21 protein-coding genes, 4 tRNA genes and 1 other RNA gene are annotated in these 21,299 nt (G+C 56.3%); 11 read left to right on the forward strand and 15 right to left on the reverse strand.

What is annotated here, in order from left to right:
• The first annotated feature begins 97 nt into the window (after positions 1-97).
• The 5 genes from GO007_RS12630 to cysM all read left to right on the forward strand — a co-directional run bounded on the left by GO007_RS12630 (position 98) and on the right by cysM (position 4,945).
• Positions 98-1,114 carry a sulfate ABC transporter substrate-binding protein gene (locus GO007_RS12630; protein ID WP_095100404.1) on the forward strand — a complete coding sequence of 339 codons (1,017 nt, stop codon included), beginning with the start codon at positions 98-100 and terminating at the stop codon, positions 1,112-1,114.
• The gene (cysT, locus tag GO007_RS12635) at positions 1,114-1,947 is read left to right on the forward strand and encodes a sulfate/thiosulfate ABC transporter permease CysT (protein ID WP_095100406.1); all 834 of its coding nucleotides are present in this window, start codon (positions 1,114-1,116) and stop codon (positions 1,945-1,947) included. The genes GO007_RS12630 and cysT overlap by 1 nt, the downstream gene beginning before the upstream one ends.
• A complete protein-coding gene (gene cysW, locus GO007_RS12640; RefSeq protein WP_095100408.1) occupies positions 1,947-2,822 on the forward strand; it encodes a sulfate/thiosulfate ABC transporter permease CysW in 876 nt (291 codons plus the stop codon). The genes cysT and cysW overlap by 1 nt, the downstream gene beginning before the upstream one ends.
• A complete protein-coding gene (gene cysA, locus GO007_RS12645; RefSeq protein ID WP_095100410.1) occupies positions 2,812-3,906 on the forward strand; it encodes a sulfate/thiosulfate ABC transporter ATP-binding protein CysA in 1,095 nt (364 codons plus the stop codon). Before cysW ends, cysA begins: the two co-directional genes overlap by 11 nt.
• A gap of 127 nt (positions 3,907-4,033) precedes the next feature.
• On the forward strand, positions 4,034-4,945 hold the full coding sequence (gene cysM / locus GO007_RS12650; protein WP_076947704.1) for a cysteine synthase CysM: 912 nt from the start codon (positions 4,034-4,036) through the stop codon (positions 4,943-4,945).
• Here cysM and GO007_RS12655 read toward each other — a convergent pair.
• A complete protein-coding gene (locus tag GO007_RS12655) occupies positions 4,942-5,343 on the reverse strand; it encodes a YybH family protein (RefSeq protein WP_095100412.1) in 402 nt (133 codons plus the stop codon). The two genes, cysM and GO007_RS12655, sit on opposite strands and share 4 nt — an antisense overlap.
• Before the next feature lie 5 nt (positions 5,344-5,348).
• Positions 5,349-6,656: a MocR-like B6 salvage transcription factor PtsJ gene (ptsJ, locus tag GO007_RS12660; RefSeq protein WP_095100414.1), complete on the reverse strand. Its 1,308-nt coding sequence runs from the start codon at positions 6,654-6,656 to the stop codon at positions 5,349-5,351.
• 82 nt (positions 6,657-6,738) lie between these two features.
• Here ptsJ and pdxK point away from each other — a divergent pair, with 82 nt between their 5' ends.
• Positions 6,739-7,602, forward strand: coding sequence for a pyridoxine/pyridoxal/pyridoxamine kinase (gene pdxK, locus GO007_RS12665; RefSeq protein WP_095100416.1), 864 nt, complete (start codon positions 6,739-6,741; stop codon positions 7,600-7,602).
• 66 nt (positions 7,603-7,668) lie between these two features.
• Here pdxK and crr read toward each other — a convergent pair whose 3' ends face one another.
• The 5 genes from crr to cysZ all read right to left on the reverse strand — a co-directional run bounded on the left by crr (position 7,669) and on the right by cysZ (position 12,588).
• Positions 7,669-8,178, reverse strand: coding sequence for a PTS glucose transporter subunit IIA (gene crr, locus GO007_RS12670; protein WP_041146650.1), 510 nt, complete (start codon positions 8,176-8,178; stop codon positions 7,669-7,671).
• Between the two features lie 42 nt (positions 8,179-8,220).
• Entirely contained in the window at positions 8,221-9,948 is a 1,728-nt protein-coding gene (gene ptsI, locus GO007_RS12675) for a phosphoenolpyruvate-protein phosphotransferase PtsI (protein ID WP_095100418.1), read from the reverse strand.
• 44 nt (positions 9,949-9,992) lie between these two features.
• A complete protein-coding gene (gene ptsH / locus GO007_RS12680; RefSeq protein WP_000487600.1) occupies positions 9,993-10,250 on the reverse strand; it encodes a phosphocarrier protein Hpr in 258 nt (85 codons plus the stop codon).
• Positions 10,251-10,631: 381 nt separating this feature from the next.
• Complete coding sequence (cysK, locus tag GO007_RS12685) at positions 10,632-11,603, reverse strand: cysteine synthase A (protein ID WP_095100420.1); 972 nt, start codon at positions 11,601-11,603, stop codon at positions 10,632-10,634.
• Between the two features lie 223 nt (positions 11,604-11,826).
• Complete coding sequence (gene cysZ / locus GO007_RS12690) at positions 11,827-12,588, reverse strand: sulfate transporter CysZ (RefSeq protein ID WP_095100422.1); 762 nt, start codon at positions 12,586-12,588, stop codon at positions 11,827-11,829.
• A gap of 230 nt (positions 12,589-12,818) precedes the next feature.
• Between cysZ and zipA the strand changes: the two genes are divergently transcribed.
• The 3 genes from zipA (at position 12,819) to GO007_RS12705 (ending at position 16,148) form a co-directional block, all read left to right on the forward strand.
• Positions 12,819-13,838 (forward strand): cell division protein ZipA, encoded by a 1,020-nt coding sequence (zipA, locus tag GO007_RS12695; protein ID WP_189339860.1) that lies wholly within the window; start codon positions 12,819-12,821, stop codon positions 13,836-13,838.
• Between the two features lie 74 nt (positions 13,839-13,912).
• Positions 13,913-15,928 carry an NAD-dependent DNA ligase LigA gene (gene ligA, locus GO007_RS12700; protein WP_095100424.1) on the forward strand — a complete coding sequence of 672 codons (2,016 nt, stop codon included), beginning with the start codon at positions 13,913-13,915 and terminating at the stop codon, positions 15,926-15,928.
• A gap of 1 nt (position 15,929) precedes the next feature.
• Positions 15,930-16,148, forward strand: coding sequence for a DUF3820 family protein (locus GO007_RS12705; protein ID WP_041147715.1), 219 nt, complete (start codon positions 15,930-15,932; stop codon positions 16,146-16,148).
• Here the strand turns inward: GO007_RS12705 and GO007_RS12710 are convergent.
• Entirely contained in the window at positions 16,145-17,143 is a 999-nt protein-coding gene (locus tag GO007_RS12710; RefSeq protein WP_095100426.1) for a bile acid:sodium symporter family protein, read from the reverse strand. The two genes, GO007_RS12705 and GO007_RS12710, sit on opposite strands and share 4 nt — an antisense overlap.
• An 89-nt stretch (positions 17,144-17,232) precedes the next feature.
• Between GO007_RS12710 and GO007_RS12715 the strand changes: the two genes are divergently transcribed.
• The gene (locus GO007_RS12715; protein WP_095100428.1) at positions 17,233-18,159 is read left to right on the forward strand and encodes a LysR family transcriptional regulator; all 927 of its coding nucleotides are present in this window, start codon (positions 17,233-17,235) and stop codon (positions 18,157-18,159) included.
• A 64-nt stretch (positions 18,160-18,223) separates the two neighbouring features.
• Here the strand turns inward: GO007_RS12715 and GO007_RS12720 are convergent.
• The 5 genes from GO007_RS12720 to GO007_RS12740 all read right to left on the reverse strand — a co-directional run bounded on the left by GO007_RS12720 (position 18,224) and on the right by GO007_RS12740 (position 18,802).
• Positions 18,224-18,360, reverse strand: a non-coding RNA gene (locus GO007_RS12720) — RtT sRNA.
• A 43-nt stretch (positions 18,361-18,403) separates the two neighbouring features.
• A tRNA-Lys gene (locus GO007_RS12725) sits at positions 18,404-18,479 on the reverse strand.
• 4 nt (positions 18,480-18,483) lie between these two features.
• A tRNA-Val gene (locus GO007_RS12730) sits at positions 18,484-18,559 on the reverse strand.
• Positions 18,560-18,606: 47 nt separating this feature from the next.
• Positions 18,607-18,682: transfer RNA gene (locus tag GO007_RS12735), tRNA-Val, on the reverse strand.
• 44 nt (positions 18,683-18,726) lie between these two features.
• A tRNA-Val gene (locus GO007_RS12740) sits at positions 18,727-18,802 on the reverse strand.
• Positions 18,803-19,061: 259 nt separating this feature from the next.
• On the opposite strand from GO007_RS12740, the gene gltX reads away from it, so the two are divergent.
• Positions 19,062-20,480, forward strand: a complete 1,419-nt coding sequence (gene gltX / locus GO007_RS12745) for a glutamate--tRNA ligase (protein WP_095100430.1) — start codon at positions 19,062-19,064, stop codon at positions 20,478-20,480.
• Positions 20,481-20,525: 45 nt separating this feature from the next.
• Here the strand turns inward: gltX and GO007_RS12750 are convergent, their stop codons facing one another.
• Positions 20,526-20,927: a YfeC-like transcriptional regulator gene (locus GO007_RS12750; protein WP_095101331.1), complete on the reverse strand. Its 402-nt coding sequence runs from the start codon at positions 20,925-20,927 to the stop codon at positions 20,526-20,528.
• A 7-nt stretch (positions 20,928-20,934) separates the two neighbouring features.
• On the reverse strand, positions 20,935-21,285 hold the full coding sequence (locus GO007_RS12755; RefSeq protein ID WP_095100432.1) for a YfeC-like transcriptional regulator: 351 nt from the start codon (positions 21,283-21,285) through the stop codon (positions 20,935-20,937).
• Positions 21,286-21,299 lie beyond the last annotated feature (14 nt).

A 21,299-nucleotide genomic window follows, 5' to 3' on the forward strand; every position in this document is an offset into this window, starting at 1 on the left:
TCCAAATCGCCAAACGGTATATAAAACCGTTACTCCTTTGGTACTCGTTATAAATATTATGACCATATGAAAGTCATCAATCTTATAAGGGTGCGCAATGGCCGTTAAATCACTGAACAAAGGATACCTGGCGCTGGCTGCTTCTGTGCTGCTGGTTGCGCAGGCTCAGGCGACTGAATTGCTGAACAGTTCCTACGATGTTTCCCGCGAGCTGTTTGCCGCCCTTAACCCGCCGTTTGAACAGCAGTGGGCCAAAGATAATGCCGGCGATAAGCTAACGATTAAGCAGTCCCATGCCGGCTCGTCAAAGCAGGCGCTGGCGATCCTGCAGGGCCTGAAAGCCGACGTGGTGACCTATAACCAGGTGACGGACGTGCAGATCCTGCATGACAAAGGCAACCTCATCCCGGCCGACTGGCAAAGCCGCCTGCCGAATAACAGCTCGCCGTTCTACTCGACGATGGGCTTTTTGGTGCGCAAAGGTAACCCGAAAAATATCCATGACTGGAACGATCTCGTCCGTTCCGACGTGAAGCTTATCTTCCCGAACCCGAAAACGTCGGGCAACGCGCGCTACACCTATCTAGCCGCATGGGGCGCAGCGGATAAAGCCGACGGCGGCGACAAAGCCAAAACCGAGCAGTTCATGACCCAGTTCCTGAAGAATGTCGAAGTGTTTGATACCGGCGGCCGCGGCGCGACCACCACCTTTGCGGAACGCGGGCTGGGCGATGTGCTGATTAGCTTCGAATCGGAAGTGAACAATATCCGCAAGCAGTATGAAGCGCAGGGATTTGAGGTCGTGGTGCCGAAAACCAATATTCTTGCCGAATTCCCGGTGGCGTGGGTGGATAAAAACGTCAAAGCCAACGGTACGGAGAAGGCGGCAAAAGCCTACCTGAACTGGCTCTACGGCCCGCAGGCGCAGACGATCATCACCGACTACTACTATCGTGTGAACAACCCGCAGGTGATGGAAACGCTGAAGGATAAATTCCCGCAGACCGAACTGTTCCGCGTCGAGGATAAGTTTGGCTCCTGGCCGCAGGTGATGAAAACGCATTTTGCCAGCGGCGGTGAGCTGGACAAACTGTTGGCGGCGGGGCGTAAGTAATGTTTGCTGTTGCCTCTAAGCGCGTGCTGCCGGGCTTTACCCTGAGCCTCGGCACCAGCCTGCTGTTTGTCTGTTTAATTCTGCTGCTTCCTCTGAGCGCGCTGGTGATGCAGCTGGCGCAGATGAGCTGGGGACAGTACTGGGATGTTGTTACCAACCCGCAGGTGGTTGCCGCGTATAAGGTGACGCTGCTGTCGGCCTTTGTGGCCTCGATTTTTAACGGCGTGTTTGGCCTGCTGATGGCGTGGATCCTGACGCGCTACCGTTTTCCCGGCCGTACGCTGCTCGATGCGCTGATCGATCTGCCCTTTGCGCTGCCGACGGCGGTAGCGGGCCTGACCCTGGCGTCGCTGTTTTCGGTCAACGGCTTTTACGGCGAGTGGCTGGCGCAGTTTGATATCAAGGTTACCTATACCTGGCTGGGTATCGCGGTGGCGATGGCTTTTACCAGCATTCCGTTCGTGGTGCGTACCGTCCAGCCGGTGCTGGAAGAGCTGGGTCCTGAATATGAAGAGGCCGCGGAAACGCTGGGCGCCACGCGTCTGCAGAGCTTTCGAAAAGTGGTGCTTCCGGAGCTTTCTCCGGCGCTGCTGGCCGGCGTTGCTCTGTCATTTACCCGCAGCCTGGGCGAGTTCGGGGCGGTTATCTTTATCGCCGGAAATATCGCGTGGAAAACGGAAGTTACCTCGCTGATGATTTTTGTACGTCTGCAGGAGTTTGACTACCCGGCGGCGAGCGCGATTGCCTCGGTGATCCTGGCCGCCTCGCTGCTGCTGCTGTTTTCCATCAACACCCTGCAAAGTCGCTTTGGTCGACGTGTGGTAGGTCACTAATGGCGGAAGTTACTCAATTGAAGCGTTATGACACGCCCCGCGTCAACTGGGGTAAATGGTTTTTGATTGGCGCCGGGATGCTGGTTTCCGCCTTCATTCTTATCGTGCCGATGGTTTACATCTTCGTTCAGGCCTTTAGTAAAGGCCTGATGCCGGTCCTGCAAAACCTCGCCGATCCGGATATGCTGCACGCTATCTGGCTGACGGTGATGATTGCGCTGATTACGGTCCCGGTGAACCTGGTATTCGGTACGCTGCTGGCCTGGCTGGTGACGCGCTTTACTTTCCCTGGCCGCCAGCTTCTGCTGACGCTGCTGGATATTCCTTTTGCCGTCTCGCCGGTGGTGGCGGGGCTGGTCTATCTGCTGTTTTACGGCTCCAACGGCCCGCTTGGCGGCTGGCTGGATGAGCATAATCTGCAAATTATGTTTGCCTGGCCGGGTATGGTGCTGGCGACTATCTTCGTGACCTGTCCGTTTGTGGTGCGTGAGCTGGTGCCCGTAATGATGAGCCAGGGCAGCAACGAAGATGAGGCGGCGATTCTGCTCGGCGCGTCGGGCTGGCAGATGTTCCGTCGGGTGACGCTGCCCAATATTCGCTGGGCGCTGCTGTACGGCGTGGTGCTGACCAACGCGCGCGCCATCGGCGAGTTCGGCGCGGTGTCGGTGGTCTCCGGGTCAATTCGCGGCGAGACGTTATCGCTGCCGCTGCAAATTGAGTTGCTGGAGCAGGATTACAATACCGTGGGTTCATTTACCGCCGCAGCCCTGCTGACGTTAATGGCTATTTTGACCCTGTTTTTGAAGAGTTTGGTGCAATGGCGTTTGGCCAATCAGGAAAAACGCGCGCAGCTGGAGGGAAATCATGAGCATTGAGATTGCCAATATTAAGAAATCTTTTGGTCGCACCCTGGTGCTGAATGATATCTCGCTGGATATCCCTTCCGGACAGATGGTTGCGCTGCTGGGGCCGTCAGGCTCCGGGAAAACGACGCTGCTGCGCATTATTGCCGGCCTGGAGAATCAGTCCAGCGGTCATATCCGTTTTCACGGCACCGACGTGAGCCGCGTGCACGCGCGCGATCGCAAAGTGGGCTTTGTGTTCCAGCACTATGCGCTGTTCCGTCATATGACGGTATTCGACAATATCGCCTTTGGTCTGACGGTGCTGCCGCGCCGCGAACGGCCGAACGCCGCCGGGATCAAGGCCAAGGTGACGAAGCTGCTGGAAATGGTGCAGCTGGCGCATCTTGCCGATCGCTATCCGGCGCAGCTTTCCGGCGGTCAGAAACAGCGCGTGGCCCTTGCGCGTGCGCTGGCCGTTGAGCCGCAGATTCTGCTGCTTGATGAGCCCTTCGGCGCGCTGGATGCCCAGGTGCGTAAAGAGCTCCGCCGCTGGCTGCGTCAGCTGCATGAAGAGCTGAAGTTTACCAGCGTGTTTGTGACTCACGATCAGGAAGAGGCGATGGAAGTCGCCGATCGCGTGGTGGTCATGAGCCAGGGCAGTATCGAGCAGGCCGACGCCCCGGAACGGGTCTGGCGCGAACCCTCTACCCGCTTCGTGCTGGAGTTTATGGGCGAAGTTAACCGCCTGAAGGGCACCGTCCGCGGCGGACAGTTCCACGTTGGCGCCCACCGCTGGCCGTTGGGCTATACCCCAGCGTATCAGGGGCCGGTCGATCTGTTCCTGCGCCCGTGGGAGGTCGATATCAGCCGTCGAACCAGCCTTGATTCACCGCTGCCGGTACAGGTGCTGGAAGCCAGCCCGAAAGGGCACTACACCCAATTAGTCGTGCAGCCATTAGGGTGGTATGACGAGCCGCTGACCGTGGTCCTGGCGGGCGATGAGGCGCCGTATCGCGGCGAGCGCCTGTTCGTTGGCTTACAAAACGCGCGGCTGTATAACGGCAACGAGCGCATCGAGCCGCGTGAGGAGCTTGCTCTGGCAGAATCTGCCTGATAGCTTAAGCCTCAGTTTATCGTCGTACAGGCGACGGCAGGGATTGGGTAACCCGGATGCACTATCATCCGGAGACGTTTGCAGGCCGGGTAAACTAACGTCCCGGCCTTTTTATTGGGTAAAAACCGTGAATACATTAGAACAAACCATCGGCAATACTCCTCTGGTTAAACTGCAGCGCCTGGGGCCGGACAACGGCAGTGAAATCTGGGTCAAACTGGAAGGCAATAATCCGGCGGGTTCCGTTAAGGACCGCGCCGCGCTTTCGATGATCGTTGAGGCGGAAAAACGCGGCGAAATCGCGCCCGGCGACGTGCTGATTGAAGCGACCAGCGGCAATACCGGCATCGCGCTGGCGATGATTGCGGCGCTGAAAGGCTATCAGATGAAGCTGCTGATGCCCGACAATATGAGCCAGGAACGCCGCGCCGCCATGCGGGCATACGGCGCTGAGCTGATTTTGGTCACCAAAGAGCAGGGGATGGAGGGCGCGCGCGACCTCGCCGCTGAGATGGCGCAGCGTGGCGAAGGCAAGCTGCTGGATCAGTTCAATAATCCCGATAACCCCTACGCGCACTACACCACGACCGGGCCGGAAATTTGGCAGCAGACCGAGGGGCGCATCAGTCACTTCGTCTCCAGCATGGGAACGACCGGTACGATTACCGGCGTCTCACGCTTCCTGCGCGAACAGCATAAGCCGGTGAGTATCGTGGGCCTGCAGCCGGAGGAGGGGAGCAGCATCCCGGGTATCCGCCGCTGGCCGGCGGAGTATATGCCGGGCATTTTTAACGCCTCGCTGGTGGATGCGGTGCTGGATATTCATCAGCAGGATGCGGAAAACACCATGCGCATGCTGGCGATCCGCGAAGGCATTTTTTGCGGCGTAAGCTCCGGCGGGGCGGTAGCCGGAGCGCTGCGCATTGCCCGGGAAAACCCCGGTGCGGTGGTGGTGGCGATCGTTTGCGATCGCGGCGATCGCTATCTCTCCACCGGCGTGTTTGGCGAAGAGCACTTTGCCCAGGGCGCGGGTATCTAAGCCGGCGGCTGGTCCAGCAGGTCGGTGCCGTAAGAGTTGTCAACGGTACACAGCCAGCGTTCGTTCTGCAGCTGGAAAACATAGGTCGCGCGGCGCGTGACCCGTGTTGAGCCGCCTTCCGCGGCGGGGATATCCAGACGGGTTTCCATAATCACCAGCGCATTCCCCGCGCCTTCAATAATCTCCATTTTTCCTTGGGTGACGACCAGCCGATGTTGAAAATAGTCGGCAATCGCCACAAAAGCCTTGCGGATGTTCTCTTTGCCCCTGACCACCATTCCCGGCTTAATGACCAGCACGGCGTCTTCAGCGTAGAAAGCCATTAAGGTGGCGTAATCTTCCTGCGAGATAGCCCGGTCGCAGGCTTCGATGACGGCTTTTAGCTGCGGGTTTGACATGATACTTACTCCGGTTTTTGTGGGGACAGCGCGTGATGGAGATCGTTTGCCAGCCGGTCAATCTCATCAGGAGTGAGGGTGGCGAGCGAGAGCCGTAATCCATACGACGGCGCGCGAACGCCAAAGGGCTCTCCTTCGCGCACCAGCCAACCCGCGCGGGCTAAACGCAGCGCCAGCGGCTGGCTCGGCGCCGCTAGCGGAAGCCAAAAGTTCAGGCCATCGCCTGGGCCTGGGTTTTCGATACCGCGGCGGGTAAGGGCGCTGGCCAGCCTTTCGTTACGCTGGCGGTAAGCGCGACGGGTTGCCGTCAGGGAGGCGATAAACGCGCTATCATTCAGGCAGGCCAGTACCAAATCCTGCAGCAGGTGGCTGACCCACTGGCTACCCGAGTTGAGCCGCAGCCTCAGCGCCGCTGAGGTTGTGGGATCGCTGGCGACAACCGCCAGGCGTAAATCGGGTCCCAGCGCTTTTGACATCGAGCGGATCAGCGCCCAGCGCTGGGTTTGCGCAGGCAGAGGAGATCGCCACGGCGTGGATGACAGCAGCGCGAAATGATCGTCGAGGATCACCAGCACCTGCGGGTAGCGGGCCAGTATTTCGCGGATCGCTGCGGCCCGCGCTTCGCTAAGGCTGCAGCCGGTGGGATTATGCGCGCGTGGCGTAATAATCACCGCCCGGGCGCCTTGACGTAACGCCTCCTCCAGCGCGGCGGGCTGCATGCCTTCGCCATCAACCGGCGCCGGGCAGGCGTTAAAACCGGCATAGCGCAGCATATTGATGCTGCTGAGAAAGCAGGGGTCTTCCACCACCACCCGATCGCCGGGCAGCAGCAGCGCGCACAGTAGCCGCTCCAGCGCGTCAATCGCGCCGCTGGTGAGATTGATTTCACTCTCAACCCCGGCGTCTTTCTGCACCCGGTCCTGGGCCCAGCGGGCCAGCCTCGGGTCGACGGCCGCGCTGCCGTACAGGCGCGGAGCCGGGCTGAGGGTGCTGAGGTAGCGGTTGAGATCGGGGAGACGCTGAGGGTCGGGGTTGCCGCTGGAAATATCGTGCAGCGCGGTGCCCTGGGCGCTGCCTTCCAGCACCACTGGCGCGCTGGCGGCTTTGATTGCTGTACCGTTGCGTCCCTGGCTGACGGCCAGGCCGGAGGTCACCAGGCGCTTATAGGCGGCGGCAACGGTATTGCGGTTAACGGCGAGTCTGGCAGCCAGCTCGCGAACCGGAGGCAGCATGTCATCGGGCTGTAACGTCCCGCTCTGCACCAGATGACGGATGTTATCAAAGATATCATTGGCGGTTTTTCCGGCGAACATTATTGACCTATGACAAAATGAATTTTAGCATAAGACGAATGATAATCAGGGTATAACCCGCTGTCCAGCGGGAGGAGACAGGATGGGCCAGCAAGACGAAATACAATCGGTGCTCTTCAATGATAAAAGCCGGGCGCTGCAGGTCGATATCGTTGCTGTGCAGTCGCAGGTCGTTTATGGCAGCGTGGGCAACAGCATCGCGGTGCCGGCGATCGAGCAGCACGGCCTGCGGGTAATGGCGGTACCGACGGTGCTGTTCAGCAATACGCCGCACTACGATACGTTCTACGGCGGGGTGATCCCTGAAGAGTGGTTTGTTGGCTATCTGCGCGCGCTGGAAGAGCGCGATGCGTTACGCGAGCTGCGGGCGGTTACCGCAGGCTATATGGGTAGCGCGGTGCAGATTGAGCGGCTGGCGCAGTGGCTGCTGCGGATCCGCGAAAGCCATCCGCAGCTGTGTATTCTGGTCGATCCGGTGATTGGCGACGTTGATAGCGGCATTTACGTTAAGGCCGAAATCCCTCAGGCCTACCGTCGCCACCTGCTGCCGCTGGCCCAGGGGATCACGCCTAACCTTTTTGAGCTGGAAACGCTAAGCGGTATGTCCTGCCGCAGCCAGCAGGAGGCGGTTAACGCCGCGCGTAGCCTGCTGTCCGGGACGCTAAAATGGGTGGTGATCACCAGCGCGCCGGGCCTCGATAACGCCACGATCAATGTGCTGGTGGTGACGGCAGATTCGGTGGAGGTGGTCGTCCATCCGCGGGTAGAAACGGATCTGAAGGGAACGGGCGACCTTTTCTGCGCCGAGCTTATCAGCGGTTTAGTCTGCGGACTGGCGTTAGGTGAAGCGACGCGGGCAGCGGCGCAGCGGGTGCTGGCAGTGATGACCTGGACTGCGGAGCGCGGCAGCGATGAGCTGATTTTGCCGCCGGCGGGAAGAGGGTAGCTGCAGGCGCGGCGATGCTGAGATAAAAAAATGGCGCCAGGAGGCGCCATTTTTCTGCGGCAAGAATTACTTCTTGATGCGAATCACCGGGGTTTCACCCACGGTTACGCTACCGGACAGTTTGATCAGCTCTTTGATCTCGTCCATGTTGGAGATAACAACCGGAGTCAGGGTAGACTTGGCCTTCTCTTCCAGCAGCGGCAGGTCGAATTCGATAACCGGGTCACCGATTTTCACGCGCTGGCCTTCTTCGGCAATACGCTTGAAGCCTTCGCCTTTCAGCTCAACGGTATCAATACCGAAGTGAACGAACAGCTCAATGCCGCTATCGGATTCGATAGAGAACGCATGGTTGGTTTCAAAGATTTTACCGATGGTACCGTCTACCGGCGCAACCATTTTGTTGCCGGTAGGTTTGATGGCGATGCCATCACCCACAATTTTTTCTGCAAAAACCACATCCGGCACGTCTTCGATGTTAACGATCTCGCCAGAGAGCGGAGCAATAATCTCAATAGTTCCGGTGTCTTTTTTGTCATCAGAAACCAGAGATTTCAATTTATCGAACAAACCCATGATCTTCTCCTAAGCAGTAATTTGGGCCGCGCATCTTATGGATTAGCAGATTGTTTTTTCTTCAATGAACTTGTTAACCAGCGTCATTAACTCGTCCGTTGTCGGTTGAGCAAGAGCCTGCTCTGCTAATACTTTCGCATCTTCGAAGTTCGTGTTACGAATAATCTTCTTGATACGCGGGATGGAAATGGCGCTCATAGAGAATTCGTCCAGCCCCATACCCAGCAACAGAAGTGTAGCACGTTCATCGCCCGCAAGCTCACCACACATGCCAGTCCATTTACCTTCAGCGTGAGAAGCATCAATAACTTGCTTAATCAGCGTCAGGACGGATGGTGACATTGGCTGGTAAAGATGTGAAATCATATCATTACCACGGTCAACTGCCAGAGTATACTGCGTTAAATCATTGGTTCCGATGCTAAAGAAATCAACTTCTTTCGCTAAGTGACGCGCAATCGTGGCAGCGGCCGGTGTTTCAACCATCACGCCAACTTCGATTGTTTCGTCAAATGCTTTACCTTCGTCGCGCAGTTCCTGCTTGTAGATTTCAATCTCTTTCTTCAGTGCACGCACTTCTTCAACAGAGATGATCATCGGGAACATGATGCGCAGTTTGCCGAAAGCAGAGGCACGCAGGATGGCGCGAACCTGGTCACGCAGGATCTCTTTACGATCCATCGCGATACGCACGGCACGCCAGCCGAGGAACGGGTTCTCTTCTTTCGGGAAGTTCATGTACGGCAGCTCTTTGTCGCCACCGATATCCATGGTGCGAACGATAACAGCCTGAGAGCCGCACGCTTCAGCTACCGCTTTGTAGGCCGCGAACTGTTCTTCTTCAGTCGGCAGCGCGTCGCGGTCCATGAACAGGAATTCGGTACGGTACAGTCCTACGCCTTCCGCGCCGTTACGTTCAGCGCCGTCGATGTCGCGAACGGTACCGATGTTGGCACAGACTTCAACCTGATGGCCGTCGAGCGTAATGGCCGGCAGATCTTTCAGCTTCGCCAGCTCGGCTTTTTCTTCAGCAACCTGGGCCTGCAGATCGCGCAGCTCTTCAATTTGTTCGTTGCTCGGGTTAACCAGAACCTGATTGTTGACCGCGTCAAGAACCAGATAATCGCCGTTTTTCACCTGCGAGGTTACGCTACCGGTGCCCACAATTGCCGGCAGCTCAAGGGAGCGCGCCATGATGGAGGTGTGGGAAGTACGGCCGCCCGCGTCGGTGATAAAGCCCAGCACCTTGTTCAGGTTCAGCTGTGCGGTTTCCGACGGGGTGAGATCGGCGGCAACCAGAATGACTTCATCCTGAATCGCGCTCAGATCGATGATAGCCAGGCCGAGGATGTTACGCAGCAGGCGCTTACCAATATCGCGTACGTCAGCCGCACGCTCTTTCAGGTATTCATCATCCAGCTCTTCCAGAGCGATAGCCTGGCCTTCGATAATTTCATTGGCCGCCGCGTCGGCAGTCATGTGCTTATCTTTAATCAGGGCTATGATTTCCTGCTCAAGCTCCTCATCTTCCAGCAGCATGATGTGCCCTTCGAAGATGGCTTCTTTTTCTTCACCGAAAGTTTCACCAGCTTTGGTTTTTATGACCTCCAGCTGGGCGGAGGCCTTGGTGCGGCCACTCAGGAAACGTTCAATTTCCTGCTCAACCTTATCGGCAGAAATTTTCTTCCGGTCGATGACAATTTCGTCTTCTTTCAGCAGGAGAGCCTTACCGAAAGCGATACCCGGGGATGCTAAAATGCCTGAAATCATAACCCTACCTTACTTGTGACTGATATTAAAAAGAACCCGTGAACTTATTCGAGTTCAGCCATCAGTTTTACCAGATGCTCAACTGCTTTCTGCTCATCTTCGCCTTCAGCGGAGATGGTGACTACGGTACCCTGAGTCAGACCCAGAGTTTGCAGTTTGAACAGGCTTTTGGCGCTGGCGCTTTTGCCGTTGGAGGTAACAGTGATCTCAGAAGTAAAGCCTTTAGCTTCTTTAACAAACTGAGCAGCAGGGCGGGTGTGCAGACCGTTCGGAGCGGTAATGGTAACTTCTTGCTGGAACATTATATTTCCCCAACTTATAGGTTTAGTGTTGTGGACCTAAAGTCTAGCCTAACGGCAAGGCTTTAGCCTGTATTGTTAGCGCCGGCGTTACGTGTCTGGCTAAGGTGTCAGCAGCGGGTAATCGCTGCGCAGACCATCTGGCCGTTGACGTCTGGCACGTCATTAAACATTATGCCGCGAAAGGAAGACTTGAACCAAATCATAAAATCGATTCAGCTTATGGAAATCCAATTCTGAATAATTTCGCGCATCAAAATAAATGTGCTGGTTAAATACCAGACCCTACGCGGTGAATCAATGCCAGGAGGGGTAAAACTTTGACGTATGCCACAAAAAAGCACCTAAAAAGGTGCTTTTTTACACGATACCTACAAGCTGGCATCACTGTTGCAGTTCTTTCTCGGTGAAGAGATCGGCAAACAGCGCTGTGCTTAAATAACGCTCACCAGAAGACGGTAGGATAACCACTATATTCTTATTGGTAAAGGCCTCATCTTCCTGCAGCTTGAGGGCTGCGGCAACGGCGGCTCCGGAAGAGATACCGGCGAGGATACCTTCTTCGTCCATCAGGCGACGGGCGGTCGAGATAGCCTCTTCGTTGGTGATGGCCACAACTTTATCGACCAGCTTCAGATCGAGGTTGCCCGGAATAAAGCCGGCGCCGATACCCTGAATTTTGTGCGGGCCAGGCTTAAGCTCAACGCCAGCCAGCGCCTGAGCGATCACCGGTGAATCGGTCGGTTCCACCGCAACGGTAATCAGATCTTTTTTGCCCTTGGTGCCTTTAATGTAGCGACTCACGCCGGTCAGCGTACCGCCGGTGCCGACGCCGGAGATAAAGACGTCAACCTGACCATCGGTATCTTCCCAGATTTCCGGGCCGGTGGTCTTTTCATGAATTTCCGGGTTAGCCGGGTTGCTGAACTGCTGCAGCAGCAGATATTTTTCCGGGTCGCTGGCAACGATTTCTTCGGCTTTTTGAATCGCCCCTTTCATGCCTTTCGCGCCTTCGGTCAGTACCAGATTGGCACCCAGCGCTTTCAGCAGCTTACGTCGTTCGATGCTCATGGTTTCCGGCATGGTCAGCGTCAGCTTGTAGCCACGCGCTGCGGCGACGTAGGCGAGGGCGATACCGGTGTTGCCGCTGGTCGGTTCTACCAGCTCAACGCCAGCTTTCAATACTCCGCGTTTCTCAGCATCCCAAATCATATTGGCACCGATACGGCATTTGACGCTAAAGCTCGGGTTGCGAGATTCAACCTTTGCCAGGATGCGTCCGTTACCGATTCGGTTCAGTCGGACTAGCGGCGTATGACCGATAGTCAGGGAGTTATCTTCAAAAATCTTACTCATGGCCCGTCCTTAACTGTATGAAATTTGGGAGTACGGCTCCAGCATACCCGCTTAAAGAATATGCGGAAGTAAGGATTTAGCATATCTATATTCGTAAGGGAAATAATGGCAAGCCAGAAGGAATAAGGTGAGGCATAAGCCACCGCCCGATGGTGCTGAAAATGTGGGGTTTCGCAGTCCCGATTTTTGGCCCATCCATAGGCCTGCGCGCATCCGTCTGGGCTTATTTCCACATCGCATGTTTATCGCGATAGCAGTCGACCCACATCGCCGTTGCGCCGCAAATGGCCACCGGCAGGATAACCAGATTGAGGACCGGGATCATGGTGAACAGGCTGGTCAGCGCGCCAAACTGCATATTGGTGACTTTGCGCGTACGCAGCGCCTCGCGCATGGTTTTAAACGGAACCTTGTGGTTATCAAACGGGTAGTCGCAGTACTGAATGGCCAGCATCCACGCGCTGAACAGGAACCACAGCACCGGGGCAACGGTCTGGCCGATACCGGGAATGAAGTAAAGGATCAGCAGGATGATGGCGCGCGGCAGATACCAGGAAAACTTTTGCCATTCGCGTTTCATAATGCGCGGGACATCTTTCATGATGCCAAATACGCCGACGTCCGGAGGCGTTGCGCCGGTTAAGCGCGCTTCCAGCTGTTCCGCCAGCAGGCCGCTAAACGGGGCGGCAATCCAGTTGGCGATGGTTGAGAAAAAGTAGCCGAAGACCAGCAGAATCGAGATGACCATCACCGGCCAAAGCAGATAGTTTAGCCAGTTCAGCCATTCCGGCACGTGGCTCATCAGCGAGGGGATCCAGCTATCAAGGCGCGTGAACAGCCACCAGAAGGCGCCGCCCATCAGGATAATATTGACCAGTAAAGGCAAAAATACGTAACGACGAATTCCCGGCAGCCCGATCAGTTTCCAGCCCTGCGAAAAATAGTAAACGCCGCTACGCGGGGAAGTTGCGGATGATGAAACCATGGTCAGGCAATGCTCCTTTTTTGACATTCAGGCTGAATGCCCGCTTATTTTATCGGGTTGCCGGACAATAACCAGTTAGGAAATGTTCGAAAAAGCAGCAAAAAGCACGATTTAGTTCATCTTTATGTAGTGAAAGCGGTAGACCCACTTGCACTCGGCGTAATCGACAAATACTCTTAGTAAGTAAATGTTTGCCGTGGTGGCAAGGTGTTAGAACAACAGAGAATATAATGATGCAGGATTTGCGTCTGATATTAATCATTGTTGGCGCGATCGCCATAATCGCTTTACTGGTACACGGTTTCTGGACCAGCCGTAAAGAACGTTCCTCGATGTTTCGCGATCGCCCACTAAAACGTATGAAGTCTCGCGATGACGAAGAGTCTGAAAGCGATGGCTTTGATGACGATGTTGAAGGCGTAGGTGAGGTTCGCGTTCACCGGGTTAATCACGCCCCAAATGGCCACAATGGGGAGCAAGAGGCACCTCGTCAGACGCCACAACACCAGTATCAGCCGCCTTACGAACGTCAGGTGCAGCCGCCCGTGCGTGCGGAAGAGCCCGTTCGTCAGCCGCAGCCTGCTCATCACCACCAGCAGGCCCCGCAACCGCAAACCAGCGCGCCTCAGCGCCAGCCCGCGCCGCAGCAGCCTGTGCCGCATCAACCCCAGCCCGTAGCGCAGCCTCAGCAGGCGCCTCAGCAGCCGTTAGTTCAGAGCTCACCGCAGCAGCCTGCTCCGGTCCAGCCAGCCGCCGCCGCACCGTCTCAGCCAGCGCCTGAACCGGTTGTCGCCGAACCACCGCAGCCGGCCCCGCAGCCAAAAGAGCGCAAAGAGACGGTCATCGTGATGAACGTGTCAGCGCATCAAGGCTCGCAGATCAACGGTGAAGTGTTGATTAACAGCATCCAGCAGGCGGGCTTCAAATTTGGCGATATGAATATATTCCATCGTCATCTTAGCCCGGACGGCAGCGGCCAGGTCCTGTTCAGCCTGGCTAATATGGTGAAACCCGGTACCTTTAATCCGGACAGCATGGCGAATATGACGACGCCTGGGGTCACTATCTTTATGCAGGTGCCGTCCTTCGGCGATGAGCTGCAAAACTTTAAGCTGATGCTGCAATCTGCGCAGTACATCGCCGACGAAGTCGGTGGCGTGGTGCTGGACGATCAGCGTCGGATGATGACTCCGCAGAAAATGCGTGAATATCAAGACCGTATTCGTGAAGTGAAAGAGGCTAACGCCTGATTCACAGACCTGCGTTTCGTCTCCCAATCCTGAACCCCCGCCCGTCGGGGGTTTTTTATCATTGATGGTGCGATATGGAACCGATCGAACAAAAACTGACTGAACTGCGAACCACGCTTCGCCATCATGAATATCTGTACCACGTTATGGATACCCCTGAAGTGCCCGATGCGGAATACGACCGGCTGATGCGCGAACTGCGCGAGCTGGAAGCCCTGCATCCCGAGCTCATCGTCTCCGACTCGCCGACTCAACGCGTGGGGGCGGCTCCGCTGGCCTCCTTTAGCCAGGTTCGTCATGAAGTCCCGATGCTCTCGCTGGATAACGTTTTTGACGAAGAGAGCTTCCTGGCTTTTAACAAGCGCGTTCAGGACCGGCTGAAAAGCAGCGACGATCTGGTCTACTGCTGTGAGCTGAAGCTGGACGGGCTGGCCGTGAGTATTCTGTACGAAAACGGCGTGCTGGTGCAGGCCGCAACGCGCGGCGACGGCACCACCGGCGAGGATATTACCTCTAATGTGCGGACGATTCGCGCGATCCCGCTGAAGCTGCGCGGTGACAATATCCCTGCGCGTCTGGAAGTACGCGGCGAGGTGTTCCTGCCGCAGGCCGGGTTCGAAAAAATTAACGAAGAGGCGCGTCGCAGCGGCGGGAAAGTCTTCGCGAACCCGCGCAATGCGGCTGCCGGCTCCCTGCGTCAGCTCGATCCGCGGATTACGGCGAAGCGACCGCTTACTTTCTTCTGCTACGGCGTGGGTACGCTGGAAGGCGGCGAGCTGCCGGCGAGCCATTCCGGGCGTCTGCAGCAGTTTAAGGCCTGGGGATTGCCGGTTAGCGAGCGCGTAACGCTCTGCCGCACTCCAGAGGAAGTGCTTACTTACTATCGTAAGGTTGAGGAGGACCGCCCGACGTTAGGTTTCGATATCGACGGCGTGGTCATCAAAGTGGACTCCCTTGAGCTTCAGGAGCAGCTCGGCTTTGTCGCCCGCGCTCCGCGCTGGGCCGTCGCCTTTAAGTTCCCCGCTCAGGAGCAGATGACCTTCGTACGCGACGTTGAGTTCCAGGTCGGCCGTACCGGAGCAATCACTCCGGTGGCGCGCCTCGAGCCGGTCCATGTGGCCGGCGTGCTGGTGAGTAACGCCACGTTGCACAACGCCGATGAAATTGAACGACTGGGTCTACGAATTGGCGATAAGGTGGTGATCCGCCGCGCCGGAGACGTTATTCCTCAGGTGGTTAACGTTGTGCTGTCCGAACGCCCGGAGGATACGCGTGAAATCCTCTTCCCGACCCATTGTCCGGTGTGCCATTCGGACGTTGAGCGCGTTGAAGGCGAAGTGGTGACGCGCTGTACCGGCGGATTAATTTGCGGCGCGCAGCGTAAAGAGGCCTTAAAGCATTTTGTTTCCCGTCGCGCGTTAGATGTTGAGGGCATGGGCGAGAAGATCATCGACCAGCTGGTTGAGAAAGAGTATGTGCACACGCCGGCCGACCTGTTCCGCTTAAGCCCAGGTAAGCTCACCGGCCTTGAGCGTATGGGGCCAAAGTCGGCGCAAAACGTGGTCAATTCGTTAGAAAAATCGAAAGAGACGACCTTTGCCCGCTTCCTGTACGCGCTTGGCATTCGTGAGGTCGGCGAGGCAACGGCCGCAGGGCTGGCGGCGCATTTTGCAACGATTGAGGCGCTCGAGCAGGCATCAGTTGACGATCTGCAGAAGGTGCCTGATGTCGGCATTGTGGTGGCTACCCACGTGCGCAATTTCTTTGCTGAGGAGAGCAACCGCGAGGTTATCGCTCAGTTGCTCGCGGAGGGCGTCCGCTGGCCCGCGCCGGTGGTGGTCAATGCCGAAGAGATCGATAGCCCGTTTGCCGGCAAAACCGTAGTCCTGACCGGTAGCCTGAGCCTGCTGTCCCGTGATGATGCAAAAGCGCGGCTGGCGGCGCTGGGGGCGAAAGTGGCGGGCAGCGTGTCAAAGAAAACCGATCTGGTGATTGCCGGGGAAGCGGCGGGGTCGAAGCTGGCTAAAGCGCAGGAGCTGGGGATTGCGGTGATCGATGAAGCCGAAATGCTGCGGCTGTTGGGAGATTAACGTGGATAAGGAACGGCTTATCGAGATTGCCAATACGGAAATGCCGTTTGGCAAATATAAAGGTCGTCGTTTGATTGACGTGCCTGAAGAGTATTTGCTGTGGTTTGCCCGTAAGGAGCAGTTTCCCGCCGGGCATCTTGGCGAGCTGATGGCGTTAACCTTATTGATTAAAACCGAAGGGCTGACCCAGCTGGTTCAGCCCCTCAAGCAGCCGCGTTAAGCCTCTGGCGCGCTGGCGTTTTCACGCGCCAGCCGCTCTTCCGCCTGTCGTTTATAGCGTCGTGCCAGCACGGCGCACACCATCAGCTGGATCTGATGGAAAATCATCAGCGGCAGCACCATGATCCCCAGAATCGAGGTCGGAAAGAGAATATTGGCCATCGGGATCCCGTTTGCCAGGCTCTTTTTCGATCCGCAGAAGACAATGGTAATTTCATCCGCTTTATTGAAGCCGCATTTGCGCGCCACAAAGATGTTAATGGCGATAACGATGGCCAGCAGCACGATGCTGACGGCGACGATGAAAAGCAGCGAGCCTGGACCGACTTTATGCCAGATACCGTTCACCACCGCCTCACTAAACGCCGAGTAGACGACCAGCAGGATAGAGGTCTGATCGGTTTTTGAAATCCATTTTTTATGCCGCGCCACCCATGCGCCGATCCACGGACGGGACAGATGACCGAGGACGAACGGCAGCAGAAGCTGCAGCATAATCTTGCCGACCTGCTCCAGGCTGCCGCCGGCGCCGTGCAGATTCATCAGTAGCCCGACCAGCAGCGGTGAAATGAAAATTCCCAGCAGGCTCGATGCCGAGGCTGAACATACGGCCGCCGCTACGTTTCCGCCAGCCAGCGAAGTGAAAGCGATCGCTGACTGCACGGTAGCGGGCAGAATGCAGAGATAAATAAAGCCGGTATAGAGCGCAGGATCGACGTTTATCGGCGCCCACCACGCAAACAGCACCCCCAAAACGGGGAAGACGATAAAGGTGCTGCACATCACCCACAGATGCAAACGCCAGTGGCCGCCGCCGGAGATAATCGCCTCGCGGGAGAGCTTTGCGCCGTGCATAAAGAACAGCAGGGCAATGGCCGCGGTGGTGAGGTGCTCAAAGAAGGGGACAAATTCGCCGCGCGCCGGGAAAAAGGAGGCCAGCAGGACGACGGTAACCAGGGTAAGGGTAAATGGGTCAAGAATGCGGAAAAATTTCATAATCGCTCCTGAAAATCGATTTCGCTATTGTGCTTTTTTTAGTTTGAGAAATAAAATTGATTTATTGCATCTATTCATGAATAAAAAAGATGAATTATTCGCTGCGTCAGTTAAAGGTATTTGTCACCGTCGCCAGGGCGAGAAGCTTCAGCCGGGCAGGGGAGATGATTGGGCTCAGCCAGTCGGCGGTGAGCCATAGCGTCAAGGAGCTGGAGCATCAGACCGGCGTGCGGCTGCTGGACAGAACCACCCGGGAGGTGGTGCTGACGGAGGCGGGGCATCAGCTGGCGGGTCGGCTTGAGCGGCTGCTGGACGAGCTGAACAGTACGCTGCGCGACGCCGGACGCGTGGGTCAGCAGCTGACGGGAACCGTGCGGGTTGCCGCCAGCCAGACGATTTCCGCCCATCTGATCCCCCAGTGTATTGCGCACAGCAATCAGCGCTACCCGGAGATTGATTTTGTGCTGCACGATCGCCCTCAGCAGTGGGTTCTGGAGAGTATTCGCCAGGGTGAGGTAGATTTTGGCATTGTTATCGATCCCGGCGCCGCGACGGATTTGCAGTGTGAGACGGTCCTGTCGGAGCCGTTTTTACTTTTATGTCGGGAGGATCATCCTTTTGCCGAAAGGGCATCGGTGAGCTGGCAGGATCTTCACCGGCAGCGGCTGGTATTGCAGGATTACGCCTCCGGCAGCCGGCCGCTGATTGATGCCGCGCTGGCGCGCTTTGGCATTGATGCCAATATTGTGCAGGAGATTGGGCATCCGGCTACGCTGTTTCCGATGGTGGAGTCAGGTATTGGCATCAGTATTCTACCGGCGCTGGCGCTACCGCTGCCTCAAGGCAGCCATTTGCGGGTCAAGCGGCTAACCCCGGTTGTTGAGCGTCAGCTGATGCTGGCGCAGCGTAAGAAACGCTCGCTCTCAACCGCCGCGCAGGCGCTGTGGGAAGTGGTGCGTGAAGAGGGGAATACGCTGACCGCGGGCAGAGCTGACGATCCGCTGTATCAGCGGTGAGGCGTGAGTCCGTGGAGACGGGCGTGGTATTCAGAAACGAAAAAGCGGGTGTGAAGGATATGAGTGGTGGGTCGTGCAGGATATCACTCGTCTCATCCTGAGACTCGCCCAGCGGGTCGCCGCAGGCGGCGATGCAAAATCGTTCCCGACGATTTTGTCGAACCTGCGGCAGGTTCTCATCCTGCACGGTTAAGCATGGTGTGCAGAAACGAAAAAAGCGCCTAAAGGCGCTTTTTTCTGAATATGGTGGGTCGTGCAGGATTCGAACCTGCGACCAATTGATTAAAAGTCAACTGCTCTACCAACTGAGCTAACGACCCGAAGTGGTGGGTGATGACGGGATCGAACCGCCGACCCCCTCCTTGTAAGGGAGGTGCTCTCCCAGCTGAGCTAATCACCCACTTCGGTACTTCACATTTTTAACAAGAAATCCAGCTGGCGAGAAAGTGGTGGGTGATGACGGGATCGAACCGCCGACCCCCTCCTTGTAAGGGAGGTGCTCTCCCAGCTGAGCTAATCACCCACTTCTCAATTTCTTGCTACACGGCGGAGACTACTTAAAGTAGTTGGTGGGTGATGACGGGTTCGAACCGCCGACCCCCTCCTTGTAAGGGAGGTGCTCTCCCAGCTGAGCTAATCACCCCCGCTGTGTGGAGTCGCATTATAGGGAGAGTTGAAAATGAGTCAACGCCTTTTCTAAATAATTTGTTTGTTCGTCGTAAAATTAAACAAAACGATCGCGAAAGCATCCGCAGCGCATGATTTATAAACAAAAATGGCAAAGCGTGACGTTCAGACGGGAACTCCATTGAGGAATCAGCCTACGGTGTTAGAATATTGAGCCATAAATACCAACAGACTCTGCCGGTTGTCGGCATCTTTATTAAACGTAAGGCCATTTCATGAAAATCAAAACTCGCTTCGCGCCCAGCCCGACAGGCTATCTGCACGTTGGCGGCGCGCGTACTGCTCTCTACTCCTGGCTTTTTGCCCGCAATAACAACGGTGAGTTTGTACTGCGTATTGAAGACACCGATCTTGAGCGCTCCACGCCGGAAGCAATTGAAGCCATTATGGATGGGATGAACTGGCTGAATCTGGAATGGGACGAAGGTCCGTATTTCCAGACTAAACGTTTTGACCGTTACAACGCCGTTATTGATGAAATGCTGGTAGCGGGCACGGCCTATAAATGCTACTGCTCTAAAGAGCGTCTGGACGCTCTGCGCGAAGAGCAGATGGCAAATGGCGAAAAACCTCGCTATGACGGGCGCTGTCGCCATGGTCACGAACACCATGCGGATAACGAACCGTGCGTGGTGCGTTTTGCCAACCCGCAGGACGGTTCCGTCATCTTTGACGATCAGATCCGCGGACCGATTGAATTCAGTAATCAGGAGCTGGACGATCTGATCATCCGCCGCACCGACGGCTCCCCGACCTATAACTTCTGCGTTGTCGTGGATGACTGGGATATGGAGATCACGCACGTGATCCGTGGTGAAGACCATATCAACAATACCCCGCGCCAGATCAATATCCTTAAGGCATTGAACGCGCCGGTACCGGTATATGCGCACGTTTCGATGATCAATGGCGATGACGGCAAAAAGCTCTCCAAGCGTCATGGCGCGGTGAGCGTGATGCAGTACCGCGACGATGGCTACCTGCCTGAAGCGCTGTTGAACTATCTGGTACGTCTGGGCTGGTCCAGCGGCGATCAGGAGATCTTCTCTCGTGAAGAGATGATTAAGCTCTTCTCCCTCGGCGCGGTCAGCAAATCCGCCAGCGCGTTTAACACCGAGAAGCTGCAGTGGCTGAATCATCACTACATTAACTCTCTGGCACCGGAGTATGTGGCAACGCATCTGCAATGGCATATCGAGCAGGAAAATATCGATACCCGTAACGGCCCGCAGCTGGCTGAACTGGTGAAGCTGCTCGGCGAGCGTTGCAAAACGCTGAAGGAGATGGCGGCGAGCTGCCGTTACTTCTATGAAGAGTTCGACGAGTTTGACGCCGACGCGGCGAAAAAACATCTGCGCCCGGTTGCGCGTCAGCCTCTGGAAGTCGTGCGCGATAAGCTGGCTGCGGTGACCGACTGGACGGCAGAGAACGTTCATCACGCTATTCAGGCAACGGCGGACGAGCTGGAAGTCGGGATGGGTAAAGTCGGGATGCCGCTGCGCGTTGCGGTTACCGGCGCTGGACAATCCCCGGCTCTCGACGTGACTGTTCATGCGATTGGTAAATCCCGCAGCGTAGAACGCATCAACAAAGCGCTGGCATTTATTGCTGAACGCGAAAGCCAGCAGTCCTGAGCATCATAAGCTACGCATAACGGCAGGTATATTCCTGCCGTTTTTTTACTCTTTCGACCGCTCGCCGCTAATTCCCAGACGCGATAAAAATCCGCTGATGCCTTCTCTTGCAAGAAAGTCCCGCAAATGCTGCTGTTCTTCTGGCGTCATCAGATGGAGCGTCTCGGCAATTTGTCGCCAGATAGCCCCTGCATCATTAATAAAATAGTGGCCAGGCGGTTCAGCCAGCTGATAATCGGCAATCAGATGCCGCAGCGCGGGAATATTTGCCAGAAAATCGAGAACCGTCCTGTCGATAACGATGAGACGGGCACGCCCACCTTTGACGCCGGGAATAGCCTCCGTACGCCATTTTTGCTCTCTGACCCAGCGGTTAATCGTTTGTCTGGCGAGGCCAAGACATTCCGCAAGCTCTGCCGGGGTCATCTTATCTTTTAATTTCATCATCATGTTACTAGTCGCGAATATCCAGGCGATGGAGTAAGCCGGTAATACCTTCACGCAGCAGAAGTGACATCAGCTTTTTCTGTTCGCCGGGGGTCATCTCTTTGCTGAGCGTAAGAAGCAGCGGCTCAAGGTCGTTTTCTACGGTGGCATAAGGGGAAGGCGTTTCCGCCACGCGCTGGGCGCTGCGAATAAAATCGCGCACCTGCTCGTTTACGTGCACGAGGCGAGCTTTGCCTCCCTGCACGCCGGGTCGGGGGGATGTTTGCCATCCTTCTTTGCGTACCCACTTATTGATCGTCTGCCGGCTGAAGCCAGTGAGATGGGCGATTTCTTCAGGTGTCATTCGTTCCTTGAGCATACTATTTCCTGAAT

It is taken from the genome of Klebsiella sp. 10-1 (assembly GCF_009758445.1).
Classification (GTDB): domain Bacteria; phylum Pseudomonadota; class Gammaproteobacteria; order Enterobacterales; family Enterobacteriaceae; genus Klebsiella; species Klebsiella scottii.

Coding starts and splice junctions, on each gene's coding strand:
- zipA (WP_189339860.1), top strand. CDS start 12,819: ATGATGCAGGATTTGCGTCTGATATTAATCATTGTTGGCGCGATCGCC.
- GO007_RS12750 (WP_095101331.1), bottom strand. CDS start 20,927: ATGATGAAATTAAAAGATAAGATGACCCCGGCAGAGCTTGCGGAATGT.
- gltX (WP_095100430.1), top strand. CDS start 19,062: ATGAAAATCAAAACTCGCTTCGCGCCCAGCCCGACAGGCTATCTGCAC.
- cysZ (WP_095100422.1), bottom strand. CDS start 12,588: ATGGTTTCATCATCCGCAACTTCCCCGCGTAGCGGCGTTTACTATTTT.
- GO007_RS12715 (WP_095100428.1), top strand. CDS start 17,233: ATGAATTATTCGCTGCGTCAGTTAAAGGTATTTGTCACCGTCGCCAGG.
- ptsH (WP_000487600.1), bottom strand. CDS start 10,250: ATGTTCCAGCAAGAAGTTACCATTACCGCTCCGAACGGTCTGCACACC.
- cysA (WP_095100410.1), top strand. CDS start 2,812: ATGAGCATTGAGATTGCCAATATTAAGAAATCTTTTGGTCGCACCCTG.
- cysT (WP_095100406.1), top strand. CDS start 1,114: ATGTTTGCTGTTGCCTCTAAGCGCGTGCTGCCGGGCTTTACCCTGAGC.
- cysW (WP_095100408.1), top strand. CDS start 1,947: ATGGCGGAAGTTACTCAATTGAAGCGTTATGACACGCCCCGCGTCAAC.
- GO007_RS12755 (WP_095100432.1), bottom strand. CDS start 21,285: ATGCTCAAGGAACGAATGACACCTGAAGAAATCGCCCATCTCACTGGC.
- GO007_RS12655 (WP_095100412.1), bottom strand. CDS start 5,343: ATGTCAAACCCGCAGCTAAAAGCCGTCATCGAAGCCTGCGACCGGGCT.
- ptsI (WP_095100418.1), bottom strand. CDS start 9,948: ATGATTTCAGGCATTTTAGCATCCCCGGGTATCGCTTTCGGTAAGGCT.
- pdxK (WP_095100416.1), top strand. CDS start 6,739: ATGGGCCAGCAAGACGAAATACAATCGGTGCTCTTCAATGATAAAAGC.
- cysK (WP_095100420.1), bottom strand. CDS start 11,603: ATGAGTAAGATTTTTGAAGATAACTCCCTGACTATCGGTCATACGCCG.
- GO007_RS12710 (WP_095100426.1), bottom strand. CDS start 17,143: ATGAAATTTTTCCGCATTCTTGACCCATTTACCCTTACCCTGGTTACC.
- crr (WP_041146650.1), bottom strand. CDS start 8,178: ATGGGTTTGTTCGATAAATTGAAATCTCTGGTTTCTGATGACAAAAAA.
- GO007_RS12630 (WP_095100404.1), top strand. CDS start 98: ATGGCCGTTAAATCACTGAACAAAGGATACCTGGCGCTGGCTGCTTCT.
- ptsJ (WP_095100414.1), bottom strand. CDS start 6,656: ATGTTCGCCGGAAAAACCGCCAATGATATCTTTGATAACATCCGTCAT.
- ligA (WP_095100424.1), top strand. CDS start 13,913: ATGGAACCGATCGAACAAAAACTGACTGAACTGCGAACCACGCTTCGC.